The sequence below is a fragment of the Stenotrophomonas sp. Sm6012 genome (genome assembly GCF_030985895.1).
Taxonomy (GTDB): domain Bacteria; phylum Pseudomonadota; class Gammaproteobacteria; order Xanthomonadales; family Xanthomonadaceae; genus Stenotrophomonas; species Stenotrophomonas forensis.
In genome coordinates, this window is sequence record NZ_JAPTFX010000130.1 from 1 (window position 1) to 13,837 (window position 13,837).

The following is a 13,837-nucleotide window of genomic DNA, read 5'->3' on the forward strand; positions in this document are numbered from 1 at the left end:
ACAGCTCCAGGCAATTGTCAGGGGTGGGGCGGTGTCGGAGTGCGGGGTGTCAGCCGCATGGATGCGGCTGCCAAGCCCCCATGGACGGGTTTACGGCGTCCCCGCACTCCGACACCGCCCCGCCATCCGACGGAATGCTCGCTTTTGACGTTGACGTTGACGTTGCCTTGGCTTGAAGCCTCGGCAGGTGCAGGGCGCAGCCCTGCCGAACACCCCTTTACTTGACCTGCACGTCGATCACGCCGTCGCCGACGCGGGCCTGCAACGCGTCACCCGGCTGCACCTGGCCAACGTGCCGCACCAGGGCGCCATCGTCGCTGCGGGTGAGGATGCTGTAGCCACGCGCCACGGTCGCCAGCGGGCTGACCGCTTCCAGTGAGCGTGCCAGCCCGCGCAGGCGCAGTGCATCGCGTTCCAGCAGGCGCTGCATCGCAATCTGCGGACGCCCGCGCAGGGCGGCCAGGCGGCGCTGCATCGCATCCAGCTGTCGTTGTGGATGGTGCCCGCGCAGCACCGCCGCGGCATGACGCAGGCGCGCGGCGCGGCGCTCCTGCTGCTGGTTGAATGCCGCGTGCAGGCGCCGGCCGAGGTCCAGCTGGCGGCGACGTAGCAGGTCCAGGCGGGCCTGCGGGCTCTGCGCGTTCAGGCGCAGCAGGGCACGGTCGGCGCGCTGCATGGCCTGCTGCATCGCGTGCCGTTGCAGCTGCACCATGCGCGCCGCGGTGCGGCGCAGTCGCAGCGCCAGTTCGCGCTGGTCCGGCACCAGCAGTTCGGCGGCCACCGACGGTGTCGGCGCACGCAGGTCGGCAGCGAAGTCGCTGAGGCTGAAGTCGGTCTCGTGGCCTACCGCCGATACCACCGGGGTGCGGCTGGCAGCAATGGCGCGGGCCAGCGCTTCATCGTTGAACGCCCACAGGTCTTCCAGCGAACCGCCACCGCGGGTCAGCAGGATCACGTCGTAGCGGCCGCTGGCATCGGCGGCCTGCAGCAGGCGGGTGATCTGCGCCGCAGCACTGCTGCCCTGCACCAGGGTCGGCAGCAGGTCCACTTCCAGCAGCGGGAAGCGGCGGCCCAGCACGCTCAACACGTCGCGCACGGCGGCGCCGGTGGGCGAGGTGATGACCGCCAGGCGCTGCACATGCGCCGGCATCGGCCGCTTGCGTGACGGGTCGAACAGGCCCTCGGCTTCCAGGCGTGCCTTCAGCTCCTCGAACGCGCGGCGCAGTGCGCCTTCGCCGGCTTCCTCCATGTGGTCCAGCACCATCTGGTACTCGCCACGGGCGTCGTACAGGGTCACCTTGCCGCGCACCAGCACGCGCATGCCTTCGCGCGGCACGAACTTCAGGTACTGCGCTTTCATCCGGAACATGGCTGCACGCAGCTGCGCGCGCGCGTCCTTCAGGGTGAAATACAGGTGCCCGGAGGCAGGGCGCGCCACGCTGCCCAGTTCGGCCTCCACCCAGATCGCCGGGAAGCTGCCTTCCAGCAGATCGCGGGCCAGGGTGTTGAGCTGGCTGGGGGTGAAGATGTCGTCGTTGCGTGGCTGCATGGGAACGGCGTGGCGCGGGTGGAACGGGGGCTCAGGATCGCACGTCAGCGCGCCGCGTGCTGCCCCAGCGCCCACTGCACATGCTCACGCACCAGCGGCGAGCGATCGTCGATGCGGGTGTGCAGTGCAGCCAATGCCTCTGCGGACGCAGGCGCATTGCCCAGCGCCACCGCGATGTTGCGCAGCCAACGCTCATGACCGCTGCGGCGGATCGGGCTGCCCTCGGTGCGGCGCAGGAACTCGGCTTCGTCCCAGGCGAACAGCTGGTCCAGGCGCGCGGTATCAAGCTGGTTGCGTGCGCGGAAATCGGCTTCGTCGGTGCGCCTGGCGAACTTGTTCCAGGGGCAGACCAGCTGGCAATCGTCGCAGCCATAGATGCGGTTGCCGATCAGCGGCCGCATATCCTCGGGGATGGCGCCGTCGTGCTCGATGGTCAGGTACGAGATGCAGCGCCGCGCGTCCAGCCGTTGCGGGCCGATGATGGCCTGGGTGGGGCACACGTCGATGCAGCGCGTGCAGGTACCGCAGTGGGCGGTGGCCGGCGCGTCGATAGGCAGCGGGATGTCGATGTAGATCTCACCGATGAAGAACCACGAGCCGCCGTGACGGTCGATCAGGCAGGTGTGCTTGCCGATCCAGCCGAGCCCGGCGTTGCGCGCCAGTGCGCGTTCCAGCACCGGCGCCGAATCGACGAAGACGCGGTAGCCCAGCGGTGCCACCTCGTCGTTGATCTGCGTGGCCAGCTTCTGCAGGCGGTTGCGCATCAGCTTGTGGTAGTCGCGGCCCAGCGCATAGCGCGCCACGTAGGCGCGGCCCGGGTCGGCCAGGGTCGCCCAGGCCTCGGTGTCGTCCTTGTGGCTGTAATCCATGCCTACCGAGATCACCCGCACGGTGCCGGGCAGCAGTTCGGCCGGTCGCGCGCGCAGCGTGCCGTGGCGCGCCATCCAGTCCATCGTGCCGTACAGCCCCTGGCCCAGCCAGTCGGCCAGGTGCGCCTCATCCTCGCCCAGCTCGATGCCGGCGATGCCGCAGCGCTGGAAGCCATGCGCACGGGCCAGTTCACGGATGCGCTGCACGGCCTGGGCCGGATCGACAGGGGCGGGGACGGTGGACATGTGCACCAGTATAAAATCCCTGCATGCCCGATCTTTCCCTTCTGTTCGATACCAAAGCGGCGCGCGCGCTCGATGGGCGCGCATCGGCGCTGGCCGGAGATGGTGGCTGGAGCCTGATGGCCCAGGCGGGTCTGGCCGGCTGGCAGTGCCTGCTGCAGCAGTGGCCGGAGGCCCTCCAGCTATGCGTGCTGGTCGGTGCCGGCAACAACGGCGGCGACGGCTACGTGCTGGCCAGCCATGCCCTGCGGTCGGGGCGCCAGGTTCAGGTGGTCATGCTGCCTGGCAGGGCGCCCGCCACGGTGCTGGCGGTGCAGGCTGCAGCGGACTTTGCGGCGGCTGGTGGCAGTGTCGTCGAGTTCGATGGCCATTTGCCGGACGCTGAGGTCTATGTGGACGCACTGTTCGGGCTTGGCCTGGACCGGGCGCCGTCCGGCACGGCCCGGGCGCTGATCGAGGCCCTCAATGCGGCGCGTGGGCCGGTACTGGCGATGGACGCGCCCAGTGGCGTTGATGCCGACAGCGGATGTGTGCCCGGCGTGGCGGTGAAGGCCGATGTCACGTTGCAGTTCATCGCGTGCCACCGAGGCCTGTACACCGGTGATGCGCTGGAGCAGGTCGGCCAGCGCCGGCTGGCGCCACTCGAACTGCCTGATCAGGCCTGGGACGGTATCCAGGCCAGCGCGCAGCGCTGGACCGGCCACCGTTTGAAGGCACTGCTGCCACCGCGCCGTGCAAACACCCACAAGGGCGAATCCGGGCACGTGCTGTGCGTCGGCGGCAACCATGGCAGCGGCGGCGCCATCGCGATGGCGGCCGAAGCCGCGTTGCGTGCCGGCGCCGGCCTGCTGAGCCTGGGTACCCGTCGCGATCACGTCGGCCCCTTGCTGGCGCGCCTGCCGGAGGCGATGACCCATGCGCTGGAAGACGGCGATGCGCTGCCGGCGCTGCTGGACAGGGCGACGGTGGTGGCGATCGGGCCCGGCTTGGGCCAGGACGAATGGGCGCGCGCGCTGTTTGCGCGGGTGCTGGCGTGTGGCAAGCCGTTGGTGGTCGATGCCGATGCACTGAACCTGCTGGCGCAGGATCCCCGCGCGTTGCCGGACGCGATCCTCACCCCGCACCCGGGCGAGGCCGCGCGCCTGCTTGGTTGCAGCAGCGCTGACATCCAGGCCAACCGCTACGCCAGCGCGCAGGCGTTGGCCGAGCGCTTCCACGCCGTGGTGGTGCTGAAGGGCGCGGGCAGCATCGTGGCGGCACCCGGGCAGACGCCAAGGCTGATCGCTGCGGGCAACCCCGGCATGGCGGTGGGCGGAATGGGCGACCTGCTCACCGGCATCATTGCCAGCCTGCGCGCGCAGGGCCTGGCCGCGTTCGACGCGGCCGCGGCCGGCGCCTTGCTGCACGCACTCGCCGGCGATGCCGCTGCCGCCGATGGCGCGCGTGGCCTGCTTCCTACTGACCTGCTGGCGCCGCTGCGGCGACTGGCCAATCCGGACCTCTCTCCATGACCGAATTCTTCCTTGCCGACAGCGATGCCACCGAACTGCTCGGGCAGTGGCTGGCGGCGACGCGGCCGCCGCAGGCGCTGATCGAGCTGCGCGGCGACCTCGGCGCCGGCAAATCCACCACTGCCCGCGCACTGCTGCGCGCACTGGGCGTGCAGGGCGCCATCCGCAGCCCGACCTATACCCTGGTCGAGCGCTACCCGTTGGCCAGTGGCGGCGAGGCATGGCACTTGGACCTGTACCGCATCGGCCAGGCCGGCGAGCTCGATTTTCTCGGCCTGGACGAGGGCAGTGCCGTGTTGTGGCTGGTCGAATGGCCCGAGCGCGGGGGCGGTGCGCTACCGCCGACCGATCTGGTGGTAGCGCTGGAAATCGAGGGCAAGGGGCGTCGTGTTCGTCTCACTGGGGCCAGCGACGCGGGACGTGAATGGCTGGCGCGGCTGCCTCAGGGGGGCGACTTGCAGGCCATTTCTGTCGGCTGACGAGAACAAACAGCGGCAGGTTACGGATTATTAAGGAAAAAGGTGTTGCATTCCGTTCAGCGCGGTGATTGAATCCTGAGCCATGCGCCCGGGGAACCGTCTCATCGCCATCTGTGCCGCCGTCGGACTGGGTCTGGCGAGCGTCAGTGCGTGGGCGGGTGAAGTCCGCCAGGTCCTGTTGAATACCGGCGCGACCGGCACCCGTGCCGAGATCTCGCTGGTCGGCAGTGGCGGCTACAAGACCCTGTCGCTGGCGGGCCCGAACCGCCTGGTGGTCGATTTCCCGGACTCCAGCGCCATACGCAACCTGAAGATGCCGGCCGCGCAGGGCGTGGTTACTGCAGTGCGTACCGGGCAGCCGGTCCCGGGGACGTTCCGTGTCGTTTTCGACCTCGCTGAATCGGTGGCGCCGTTCCGCCCGCAGATGCAGCGCGAGGGCAATGAATCCAAGCTGGTGATCGAATGGCCGGGCGATGGCCCGGCCGTGGCCGCCAGCCGGCCGGCGGTGACCCCGGCGGTGCAGCCACAGGCGCCCGTCAGCACGCCTGCGCCGACCGCGGCCGAGAGCGCGCAGTCGCGCAACGATGCCGCGCGCGCCACCGCACTGTTGACCGCGCAGGTGCAGCAGCAGGCCAGCGCCGCTGCAGCGACCCCGGCCACGCCGACGCCGGCACCGTCCACGGCACCGGCACAGGTGGCCGCGGCAGGTACCGCGGCCAGCAGCACGCCGTCCTCTTCACCGGCCGCGATCCTCGCTGGCCAGCGCACTGCCGCGGTGGTGACCACGCCGCCGGCCACGGTGCCCGCGCCGGCGCCAACGCCAGTGGAACCGCCACGCCCGGCCATGCCCAGCGATGCGTCGCGCATCCGCATGCAGGCTGGCATGCGCCACCTGGTGGTGGCCATCGATCCGGGCCACGGTGGCCAGGACCCGGGTGCGATCGGCCCGACCGGCAAGCGCGAGAAGGATGTCACCCTGGCGGTGGCGCGTGAGCTGGCGCGCCAGGTGAACGCGACGCCGGGCCTGAAGGCCTACCTGACCCGCGACAGCGACGTGTTCATCCCGCTGCCGATGCGTGCGCAGAAGGCGCGTGCGAACAAGGCCGACATCTTCATTTCGATCCACGCCGATGCGGCCGAAAACCGTTCGGCCACCGGTTCGTCGGTGTATGTGCTGTCGACCAAGGGCGCATCCTCGCAGCGTGCGCGCTGGCTGGCAGACAAGGAAAACGCGGCCGACCTGGTCGGTGGCGTGCGCCTGCAGCAGACCGAAGGCACGCTTGCCAACGTGCTGCTGGACCTGGCCCAGAGCGGCTACATGAAGGCATCGGAGGACGCGGCCGGCCACGTGCTGGGCGGCCTGAAGCGGATCGGCAACAACCACAAGCCGAACATCGAGCGTGCCAACTTCGCGGTGCTGCGCACCTCGGACATGCCGGCGATGCTGGTGGAAACCGCGTTCATCTCCAACCCGGATGAAGAGCGCCGCCTGATCGACCCGGCCTACCAGCGCAAGATCGCCGGTGCGGTACTCGATGGCGTGCACACCTTCTTCAGCCGCCAGCCGCCGCCGGGCACGCTGTACGCGGCCCGTGCCCAGGCCGAGATCGACGCCGCAGGCACCATGGCCGGCGGCAGCAAGTAACCCGCCGAAAGCGGGTTTCTGCTTTCTGTAGAGTCGAGCCGCGCTCGACTGGGCCTTGCCGGTAACCCGTCAGTCGAGCATGGCTCGCCTCTACCCTGGGCCGCTCCGCTATCATCCCTGCATGACGTCTGCTGCCCATCCGCGCCCGATCCGGCCATTGCCGGACATCCTGATCAACCAGATCGCCGCTGGCGAAGTGGTCGAGCGTCCTGCGTCCGTGGTCAAGGAACTGGTCGAGAACGCGATCGATGCCGGCGCCAGCCGCGTCGACATCGATCTTGAAGAAGGCGGCGTGCGCCTGATCCGCATCCGTGACAACGGCAGCGGCATCGCGCCGGAGCAGTTGCCACTGGCGGTATCGCGCCATGCCACCAGCAAGATCGCCGATCTGGACGATCTTGAGTCGGTGGCCACGCTCGGTTTCCGGGGGGAGGCACTGCCGTCGATCGCCTCGGTCAGCCGCTTCACCCTGGCCTCGCGCCGCGCGCACGACGAGCATGGTTCCGCGCTGCAGATCGAAGGCGGCAAGATCGGCGAAGTCACTCCGCGTGCGCATGCGCCGGGTACCACCGTGGAAGTGCGCGAACTGTTCTACAACGTGCCGGCGCGGCGCAAGTTCCTGCGCGCCGAGCGCACCGAACTGGGCCATATCGAGGAGTGGCTGCGTTCGCTGGCGCTGGCGCGGCCGGATGTCGAACTGCGTGTGTCGCACAACGGCAAGGCCTCGCGGCGCTACAAGCCGGGCGACCTGTATTCCGATGCGCGATTGGCCGAAACGCTGGGCGAAGATTTCGCCAACCAGGCCGTGCGCGTGGACCACAGCGGTGCCGGCCTGCGCCTGCATGGCTGGATCGCGCAGCCGCATTATTCGCGTGCCAGTGCCGACCAGCAGTACCTGTACGTCAACGGCCGTTCGGTGCGCGATCGCAGCGTCGCCCACGCGGTGAAGATGGCCTACGGAGACGTGCTGTACCACGGTCGCCAACCGGCCTACGTGCTGTTCCTGGAACTGGACCCGACCCGGGTCGACGTCAACGTGCATCCGGCCAAGCACGAGGTGCGCTTCCGTGATTCGCGGCTGGTCCATGATTTCGTCTACCGCACGCTGAAGGACGCGCTGGCCGACACCCGTGCCGGCATGTCGGCGCAGGAGATCGGCGCCGGTCCTGCCCATCCGGTGGATGCGGCCGCGACACCGATGGCGTCCAACTCCGGCGCTTCTGGATTCGGGCTGGTGCGCGGTCCTGCGCCGGGTTCCGGCTCGGGTGGCGGGGGGGGATTCTCAGGCTGGCGACCGCAGCAGCCGCTGGGCCTGCAGGTGGCTGACGCCCCGGCCGCCTACGCCGCGTTGTATGCCGCACCGTCCGGTGCCGAACGCGGGGCGACGCTGCCGCCGATGCCGAGCGAGAATGGACTGCCGGTGACCAGCGCCGATGCGGGCGTGCCGCCGTTGGGTTATGCGATCGCGCAGCTGCACGGCATCTACATCCTGGCCGAAAATGCCGAAGGCCTGATCGTGGTCGACATGCACGCCGCGCATGAGCGCATCGGCTACGAGCGCCTGAAGAATGCGCACGATGGCATCGGCCTGCAGTCGCAACCGCTGCTGGTGCCGATCACCCTTGCCGTGGGCGAGCGCGAGGCCGACACCGCTGAAAGCGAAGCCGAAACGCTGGCCGCGCTCGGCTTCGAAGTGACCCGTGCCGGCCCCGGTTCGCTGCATGTGCGCAGCATTCCGGCGCTGCTGGCGCATGCCGAGCCGGAAGGGCTGCTGCGCGATGTGCTGACCGACCTGCGCGAACACGGCCAGAGCCGGCGCGTGGCGAGTGCGCGCGACGAACTGCTGTCGACCATGGCCTGCCATGGCGCGGTGCGTGCCAATCGGCGCCTGACCGTTCCAGAGATGAACGCGCTGTTGCGCGACATGGAAATCACCGAGCGGTCCGGCCAGTGCAACCATGGCCGACCGACCTGGGCCCGTTTTTCGCTGGCGGAGATCGACCGCTGGTTCCTGCGCGGACGTTGAGGGGAGCATCGATGCGTTATCGGGGAATGGGCGGCCTGCTGGCCGCCATGGTGTTGGCTGCCTGCAGCCCGGCGACACCGCCGGCGCCGACGGTCACTGAAGATCCGGCCTTTGCCGCCGCGCAGCAGCAATGGCGCGTGGCGCGCTACCAGGACCTGACCCGGCCCGATGGCTGGACGGCGCTGGTCGGCCTGCACTGGCTGCAGAACAAGTCGCACTTCGTCGGCAGCGGCGCCACCAACGGCATCCGCCTGGCGGTCGGTCCGGGCAAGCTGGGCCTGCTGCGCCGTGAGGGTACCCAGTGGTGGTTCACGCCGGAAGCCGGTGCCGAGGTCAGCCATGAGGGCCAACCGGTACGCGGTCGTATCCGCGTCGACACCGACAAGGATGCACAGCCGACCCTGTTGTCTTTCGACGCTGGCAAGGGCCAGCTCAGCATCATCCGCCGCGGGCCGCGCGATGCACTGCGGGTCAAGCACGCCGATGCGCCGGCACGCCGCGATTTCGCTGGCCTGGAGTACTGGCCGGGTGGCCCCGGCTGGCAGGTGCAGGCACGCTTCATCGCGCACCCGCCGGGCAAGACGCTGCCGATCGTCGACATCACCGGCCTGACCACCGAGATGCCCAATGCGGGCGCGGTCGAGTTCCAGCGCGATGGCCGCAACTGGCGTCTGGAAGCGATCGGTGCCCCCGGGCAGCCGCTTTTCCTGATCTTCGCCGACCGCACCAGTGGCCGCGGCAGCTATCCGGCCGGCCGCTACCTGGACACCGATGCACCCGCTGCCGACGGCACGGTGCGCATCGATTTCAACCGTGCCTACAACCCGCCGTGTGCATTCACCGCCTACGCGACCTGCCCGCTGGCGCCACCGGAAAACCGGCTGGACCTGCGCGTGGAAGCAGGCGAGAAGGCCTACCACCTGCCTGAAGGAGAAGGCTGAAATGCCGATCAGAGACCTGTTCCGTGCCGCTACCCTGCTGCTGGCCTGCGCGGTCGCACCGCTGGTTGCGGCGCGCAATGCGCCTGCCGCCGAGCCGGCCGCTGCCGCGACCGCCGCTGCCAAGCCACCGGTGCCGCTGCTGTGGAAAGTGACCGGTCCAGGCGATTCGCGCCTCTATCTGCTCGGTTCGTTCCACCTGCTGAAACCGCAGGACTATCCGCTGTCGCCGGATGTCGAACAGGCCTTCGAGGCCTCGCAGCGCATCGTGTTCGAGCTCTCGCCGGAGGACATGCAGTCGCCGCAACTGGCCAGCCGCATGGTGCAGGCGGCGGTCCGCACCGATGGCAGCGAACTCAAGCGCGACCTGGATGCGGCCACCTGGCAGAAGCTGCAGGCGTTCGCGGCGCAGAACGCGCTGCCGCTGGCGCAGATGCAGGGCATGAAGCCCTGGTTCGTCGGCCTGAGCATTTCGATCGGGCAGATGCAGAAGCTGGGCCTGGACCCGGCGCTGGGCCTGGATCGGCATTTCATGGAGCGCGCGCAGAAGACCGGCCGCAAGACGGCCGGCCTGGAAGACATCGATACGCAGATCGGCATGCTCGATGGCATGACGGTGCAGGAGCAGCGGCAGATGTTGTCCGAGGCGCTCGATCAGGCGGGCAAGGGCGATGAGCAGGCGCGCCTGTTGCACGATGCCTGGCGCCGGGGGGATGAGCGCCTGTTGTGGACCAAGATGGCGGCGGAAATGCGCCAGCAGTATCCGCAGCTTTACCAGCGCATCAACACCGGCCGCAATGACGCGTGGGTGCCGAAGCTGCTGCCGTACCTGCAGGCCGGGCAGGGCGGAACGCTGGTGGTGGTCGGCACGCTGCACCTGCTCGGCAACGATGGCGTGGTCGAGAAGCTGAAGGCCAAGGGCTACAAGGTCGAGCGCGTGTGCACGGGGTGCAGGGCCAAGCGCTGACGCATCGCGGGCGCCATGCAATGAAAAACGGCGCGCCCAGGGCGCGCCGTTTTCGTATCCACTGCGCTGATGGCTCAGCGGCGGGTCTTGCCGCCGGTGCTGCTTCCCGGTTCGTTGGGCTTGTTGCCGGTGCTGGAGCCGGTGCCGGTACCCGTTCCGGTGCCGCCCGGGCGCGGGCCACCGAAACCACTGCCCATGCTGCGCTGGAATTCCTGCCACAGCTCCAGGTTGCGCTCGGTCAGCTGGTTCATCATCGCCCACGGGGTCTGCCCCAGCAGGTTGCCCATCTGCTGGCGGAACTGCTGCTGCTGGTCGAGGAAGACCTGCATGCTGCGCTCCAGGTAATTGCCCATGAAGCCCTGCAGGGAATCGCCGTAGAAGCGGATCAGCTGGCTCAGCAGCTGGGTGGACAGCATCGGCTCGCCGTCCTGTTCCTGGTCGGCGATGATCTGCAGCAGGACCGATCGAGTGAGGTCGTCGCCGCTCTTGGCGTCGCGGACTTCGAAGTCTTCACCGTCCAGGATCAGCTGGCGCACGTCCTCGATGGTGATGTAGCTGGAGATCTCGGTGTCGTAGAGACGGCGGTTCGGATACTTCTTGATGATGCGGGTCGCAGCCATGAAGCGGTACTCGTCACAGTAGACGCGCAGCATGGCGCAGTGCAGCAGCCGTTGCAACCGCCTCAGCCCCCGCCAGGCTTGGCTTTCGGCGGCGATCATGTTGCGCAGCAAGGGTTTGCGTGCTGCGCAGCATGACTCTTGGCAGGGGCTGACGGCGTTCGCCGTGACGGCCCGCTGCGCGGCTTACCAGCCCATGTGGTGGCCGCCGTTGATATCCAGGTTGCTGCCGGTAATCCACGCGGCCTCGTCGGCCACCAGGAAGGACACGCCGTAGGCGATTTCCTCCGGCTTGCCGAGACGCCCGGTGGGGATGTCGGCGATGATCTTGGCGCGCACGTCCTCCGGCACCGCCATGACCATATCGGTCGCCACGTAACCGGGCGAAATGGTGTTGACGGTGATGCCGAAGCCCGCGTTCTCGCGGGCCAGCGAGATGGTGAAGCCATGCATGCCGGCCTTGGCGGCGGCGTAGTTGGCCTGGCCGTACTGGCCCTTCAGGCCGTTGATCGAGCTGATCTGGATGACCCGGCCCCAGCCGCGGCGGCGCATGCCCTCGATGACCGGGCGGGTGACGTTGAACACCGAATTGAGATTGGTGTTGATCACATCGTGCCACTGGTCCACGCGCATGCGATGGAAGGTGGTGTCACGGGTGATGCCGGCGTTGTTGACCAGGATCTCGACCGGGCCCAGCTCGGCCTCGACCGCGCGCACCAGCGCTTCGGCACTGTCGGGGTCGGAGACATCACCGGGGAAGATCGATACCGCATAGCCGCGTTCGGACATTGCCTGCTGCCACGCGCGCGCCTTGGCTTCGTCGCGGTAATTGGTGGCGACCCGGTGGCCCTGGTCGGCCAGGCGTTGGCAGATGGCGGTACCGATGCCGCCGGTTCCGCCGGTGACCAGTGCGACGCGAGATGTCATGGAATGCTGTCCGGGTATCAGGTGGGGGAAGGGGGATTCTGCAACATCGGCGCGGAAAGTGCGCCGGGCGGCAGCAGGATGTCGGTGCGCGGCAGGCGCGCCGGGTCGAAGGCCCGTTGCGCGGAGGCCAGCAGGGCATCCAGATCGTGTGCCTGCTCCAGCGCCGCAGGGGCCTGGCTGAGCAGCTGCCAGAGCTGGCGCAGCACCGGCAGCGGGCGCGCAGTGTCCACCGGCAGCGCCGCCAGCGACTTGGACAGTTTGTGGCCCGGCGCATCCAGCAGCAGCGGCAGGTGCCAGTAGCGCGGCACCGCGAGCCCCAGTGCCTGCTGCAGCAGGATCTGCCGCGCGGTGGAGTCGAGCAGGTCGGCGCCGCGCACCACTTCGGTCACACCCTGCGCGGCATCATCGACCACCACCGCCAGCTGGTAGGCCCAGCAGCCGTCGGCACGGCGCAGCACGAAGTCGCCGACCTCGGCATGCACGTCCTGCTGCTGCGGGCCACGCAGTCCATCATCGAACTGCACGACGCTGCCGGCCGGCACACGGAAGCGGACGGCGGGGTCCGGTCGAGCCTGCCTTGCGACGCAGCGATGGTGGATGCCGCCACTGGCGGCCAGTTCGCTGCGGCTGCAGTGGCAGACGAAGGCCAGGTCACTGGCCAGCAACACATCCAGTGCGGCCTGGTAGGCCCCGCCGCGCGTGCTCTGCCAGAGGATTGGACCATCGTGGACCAGGCCGAACGCGGCCAGTGCCTGCAGTTGCGAATCCGCTGCACCGGGTACGGTGCGGGGCGGATCAACGTCTTCGATGCGCAGCCGCCACAGGCCGCCGTGATGGCGGGCGAGCAACCAGCTGCCGAACGCGGCGAGCAGGGAACCGGGGTGGAGCAGGCCGGTCGGCGAGGGCGCGAAGCGGCCACAGGGAATGGGGGAGGTCATGCTGGCTGAATCGTCGGTCAGGTTGGCGCTTGAATTCAAGCTGACCACACCGCAAATTGACCGGTATCGACCCCTTCCGAGCCGGATTTTCCCATGTTTACCCGCATTGCCCTGTTCCTGGCGACCAACTTCGCGGTCCTGATCCTCGCCAGCATCGTGATGTCGCTGCTCGGGGTCAATCCAAGCCAGATGAGTGGCCTGCTGGTGATGGCCGCGATCTTCGGCTTCGGTGGCTCCTTCATCTCGCTGCTGCTGTCCAAGTGGATGGCCAAGCGTTCCACCGGCGCGGTGGTGATCACCGAGCCGCGCAACCAGACCGAACGCTGGCTGCTGGCCACCGTCGAACGCCAGGCCAAGGCCGCCGGCATCGGCATGCCGGAAGTGGCGGTGTATGAAGGCCCGGAAATCAATGCCTTCGCCACCGGTGCCAACCGCAACAACGCGCTGGTGGCGGTGTCCACCGGCCTGCTGCACAACATGAGCGAAGACGAGGCCGAAGCCGTGCTGGGCCACGAGATCGCCCACGTCGCCAACGGTGACATGATCACCATGGCGCTGCTGCAGGGCGTGCTGAACACCTTCGTGATCGTGCTGGCCCGCGTGGTCGGCGGCATCATCGACAGCGCGCTATCGGGCAACCGCGAAGGCGGCGGCCGTGGCTTCGCCTACTACATTATCGTGTTCGTGCTGGAGATGGTGTTCGGCCTGTTCGCCACCATGATCTCGATGTGGTTCTCGCGCCACCGTGAGTTCCGTGCCGACGCGGGTGGTGCCTCGCTGGCCGGCCGCCAGAAGATGATCGCCGCGCTGGAGCGCCTGCAGCTCAACCACGGCCAGAGCACGCTGCCGACCCAGATTGCCGCGTTCGGTATTGCTGGTTCGACGGCGAAGAAGCTGTTCATGAGCCACCCGCCGCTGGAAGAGCGCATTGCCGCGCTGCGGGCGTCGACGGTGGCGTAAGCCTCCGTACTTTCACGGTAGTGCAGGAACGCCTGGCCTCGCGCCGGGCGTTGTTGTTTGCGCGCCGGCGAGAGTCATTTCCGCGACCGCGGAGGGGTGTCACTTTCTTTGCTCGTGCAAAGAAAGTAACCAAAGAAACACGCCGCCGGCCGCGAGCCGGTGCTGCGC

Annotated in this window: 12 protein-coding genes; 7 read left to right on the forward strand and 5 right to left on the reverse strand. The window is 68.6% G+C overall.

Annotated features, from left to right (window positions below; all coding sequences use genetic code 11):
- Nucleotides 1-217: 217 nt before the first annotated feature.
- Both xseA and queG read right to left on the reverse strand, forming a co-directional pair.
- The gene (gene xseA / locus O0J73_RS17870; RefSeq protein ID WP_308309278.1) at nucleotides 218-1,549 is read right to left on the reverse strand and encodes an exodeoxyribonuclease VII large subunit; all 1,332 of its coding nucleotides are present in this window, start codon (nucleotides 1,547-1,549) and stop codon (nucleotides 218-220) included.
- 44 nt (nucleotides 1,550-1,593) lie between these two features.
- Nucleotides 1,594-2,664 carry a tRNA epoxyqueuosine(34) reductase QueG gene (queG, locus tag O0J73_RS17875; protein WP_308309279.1) on the reverse strand — a complete coding sequence of 357 codons (1,071 nt, stop codon included), beginning with the start codon at nucleotides 2,662-2,664 and terminating at the stop codon, nucleotides 1,594-1,596.
- 23 nt (nucleotides 2,665-2,687) lie between these two features.
- Between queG and O0J73_RS17880 the strand changes: the two genes are divergently transcribed.
- From O0J73_RS17880 to O0J73_RS17905, 6 genes are all read left to right on the forward strand, one after another.
- A complete protein-coding gene (locus O0J73_RS17880) occupies nucleotides 2,688-4,172 on the forward strand; it encodes an NAD(P)H-hydrate dehydratase (RefSeq protein ID WP_308309280.1) in 1,485 nt (494 codons plus the stop codon).
- Nucleotides 4,169-4,651 carry a tRNA (adenosine(37)-N6)-threonylcarbamoyltransferase complex ATPase subunit type 1 TsaE gene (gene tsaE / locus O0J73_RS17885; RefSeq protein WP_308309281.1) on the forward strand — a complete coding sequence of 161 codons (483 nt, stop codon included), beginning with the start codon at nucleotides 4,169-4,171 and terminating at the stop codon, nucleotides 4,649-4,651. The genes O0J73_RS17880 and tsaE overlap by 4 nt, the downstream gene beginning before the upstream one ends.
- 82 nt (nucleotides 4,652-4,733) lie before the next feature.
- Nucleotides 4,734-6,296 (forward strand): N-acetylmuramoyl-L-alanine amidase, encoded by a 1,563-nt coding sequence (locus O0J73_RS17890; RefSeq protein ID WP_197564186.1) that lies wholly within the window; start codon nucleotides 4,734-4,736, stop codon nucleotides 6,294-6,296.
- Between the two features lie 121 nt (nucleotides 6,297-6,417).
- Nucleotides 6,418-8,322, forward strand: a complete 1,905-nt coding sequence (mutL, locus tag O0J73_RS17895) for a DNA mismatch repair endonuclease MutL (RefSeq protein ID WP_308309282.1) — start codon at nucleotides 6,418-6,420, stop codon at nucleotides 8,320-8,322.
- 11 nt (nucleotides 8,323-8,333) lie between these two features.
- On the forward strand, nucleotides 8,334-9,263 hold the full coding sequence (locus tag O0J73_RS17900; RefSeq protein ID WP_308309283.1) for a DUF1684 domain-containing protein: 930 nt from the start codon (nucleotides 8,334-8,336) through the stop codon (nucleotides 9,261-9,263).
- Between the two features lies 1 nt (nucleotide 9,264).
- Nucleotides 9,265-10,227 carry a TraB/GumN family protein gene (locus O0J73_RS17905; protein ID WP_004153823.1) on the forward strand — a complete coding sequence of 321 codons (963 nt, stop codon included), beginning with the start codon at nucleotides 9,265-9,267 and terminating at the stop codon, nucleotides 10,225-10,227.
- Between the two features lie 74 nt (nucleotides 10,228-10,301).
- Here O0J73_RS17905 and phaR read toward each other — a convergent pair whose 3' ends face one another.
- The 3 genes from phaR to gluQRS all read right to left on the reverse strand — a co-directional run bounded on the left by phaR (nucleotide 10,302) and on the right by gluQRS (nucleotide 12,709).
- Complete coding sequence (gene phaR, locus O0J73_RS17910) at nucleotides 10,302-10,847, reverse strand: polyhydroxyalkanoate synthesis repressor PhaR (RefSeq protein ID WP_308309285.1); 546 nt, start codon at nucleotides 10,845-10,847, stop codon at nucleotides 10,302-10,304.
- Between the two features lie 183 nt (nucleotides 10,848-11,030).
- Nucleotides 11,031-11,771 carry an acetoacetyl-CoA reductase gene (phbB, locus tag O0J73_RS17915; RefSeq protein ID WP_004153822.1) on the reverse strand — a complete coding sequence of 247 codons (741 nt, stop codon included), beginning with the start codon at nucleotides 11,769-11,771 and terminating at the stop codon, nucleotides 11,031-11,033.
- A 17-nt stretch (nucleotides 11,772-11,788) separates the two neighbouring features.
- Nucleotides 11,789-12,709 carry a tRNA glutamyl-Q(34) synthetase GluQRS gene (gene gluQRS, locus O0J73_RS17920; RefSeq protein WP_308309284.1) on the reverse strand — a complete coding sequence of 307 codons (921 nt, stop codon included), beginning with the start codon at nucleotides 12,707-12,709 and terminating at the stop codon, nucleotides 11,789-11,791.
- A gap of 93 nt (nucleotides 12,710-12,802) precedes the next feature.
- On the opposite strand from gluQRS, the gene htpX reads away from it, so the two are divergent.
- A complete protein-coding gene (gene htpX, locus O0J73_RS17925) occupies nucleotides 12,803-13,669 on the forward strand; it encodes a protease HtpX (RefSeq protein WP_005410387.1) in 867 nt (288 codons plus the stop codon).
- The last annotated feature ends 168 nt before the right edge of the window (nucleotides 13,670-13,837 follow it).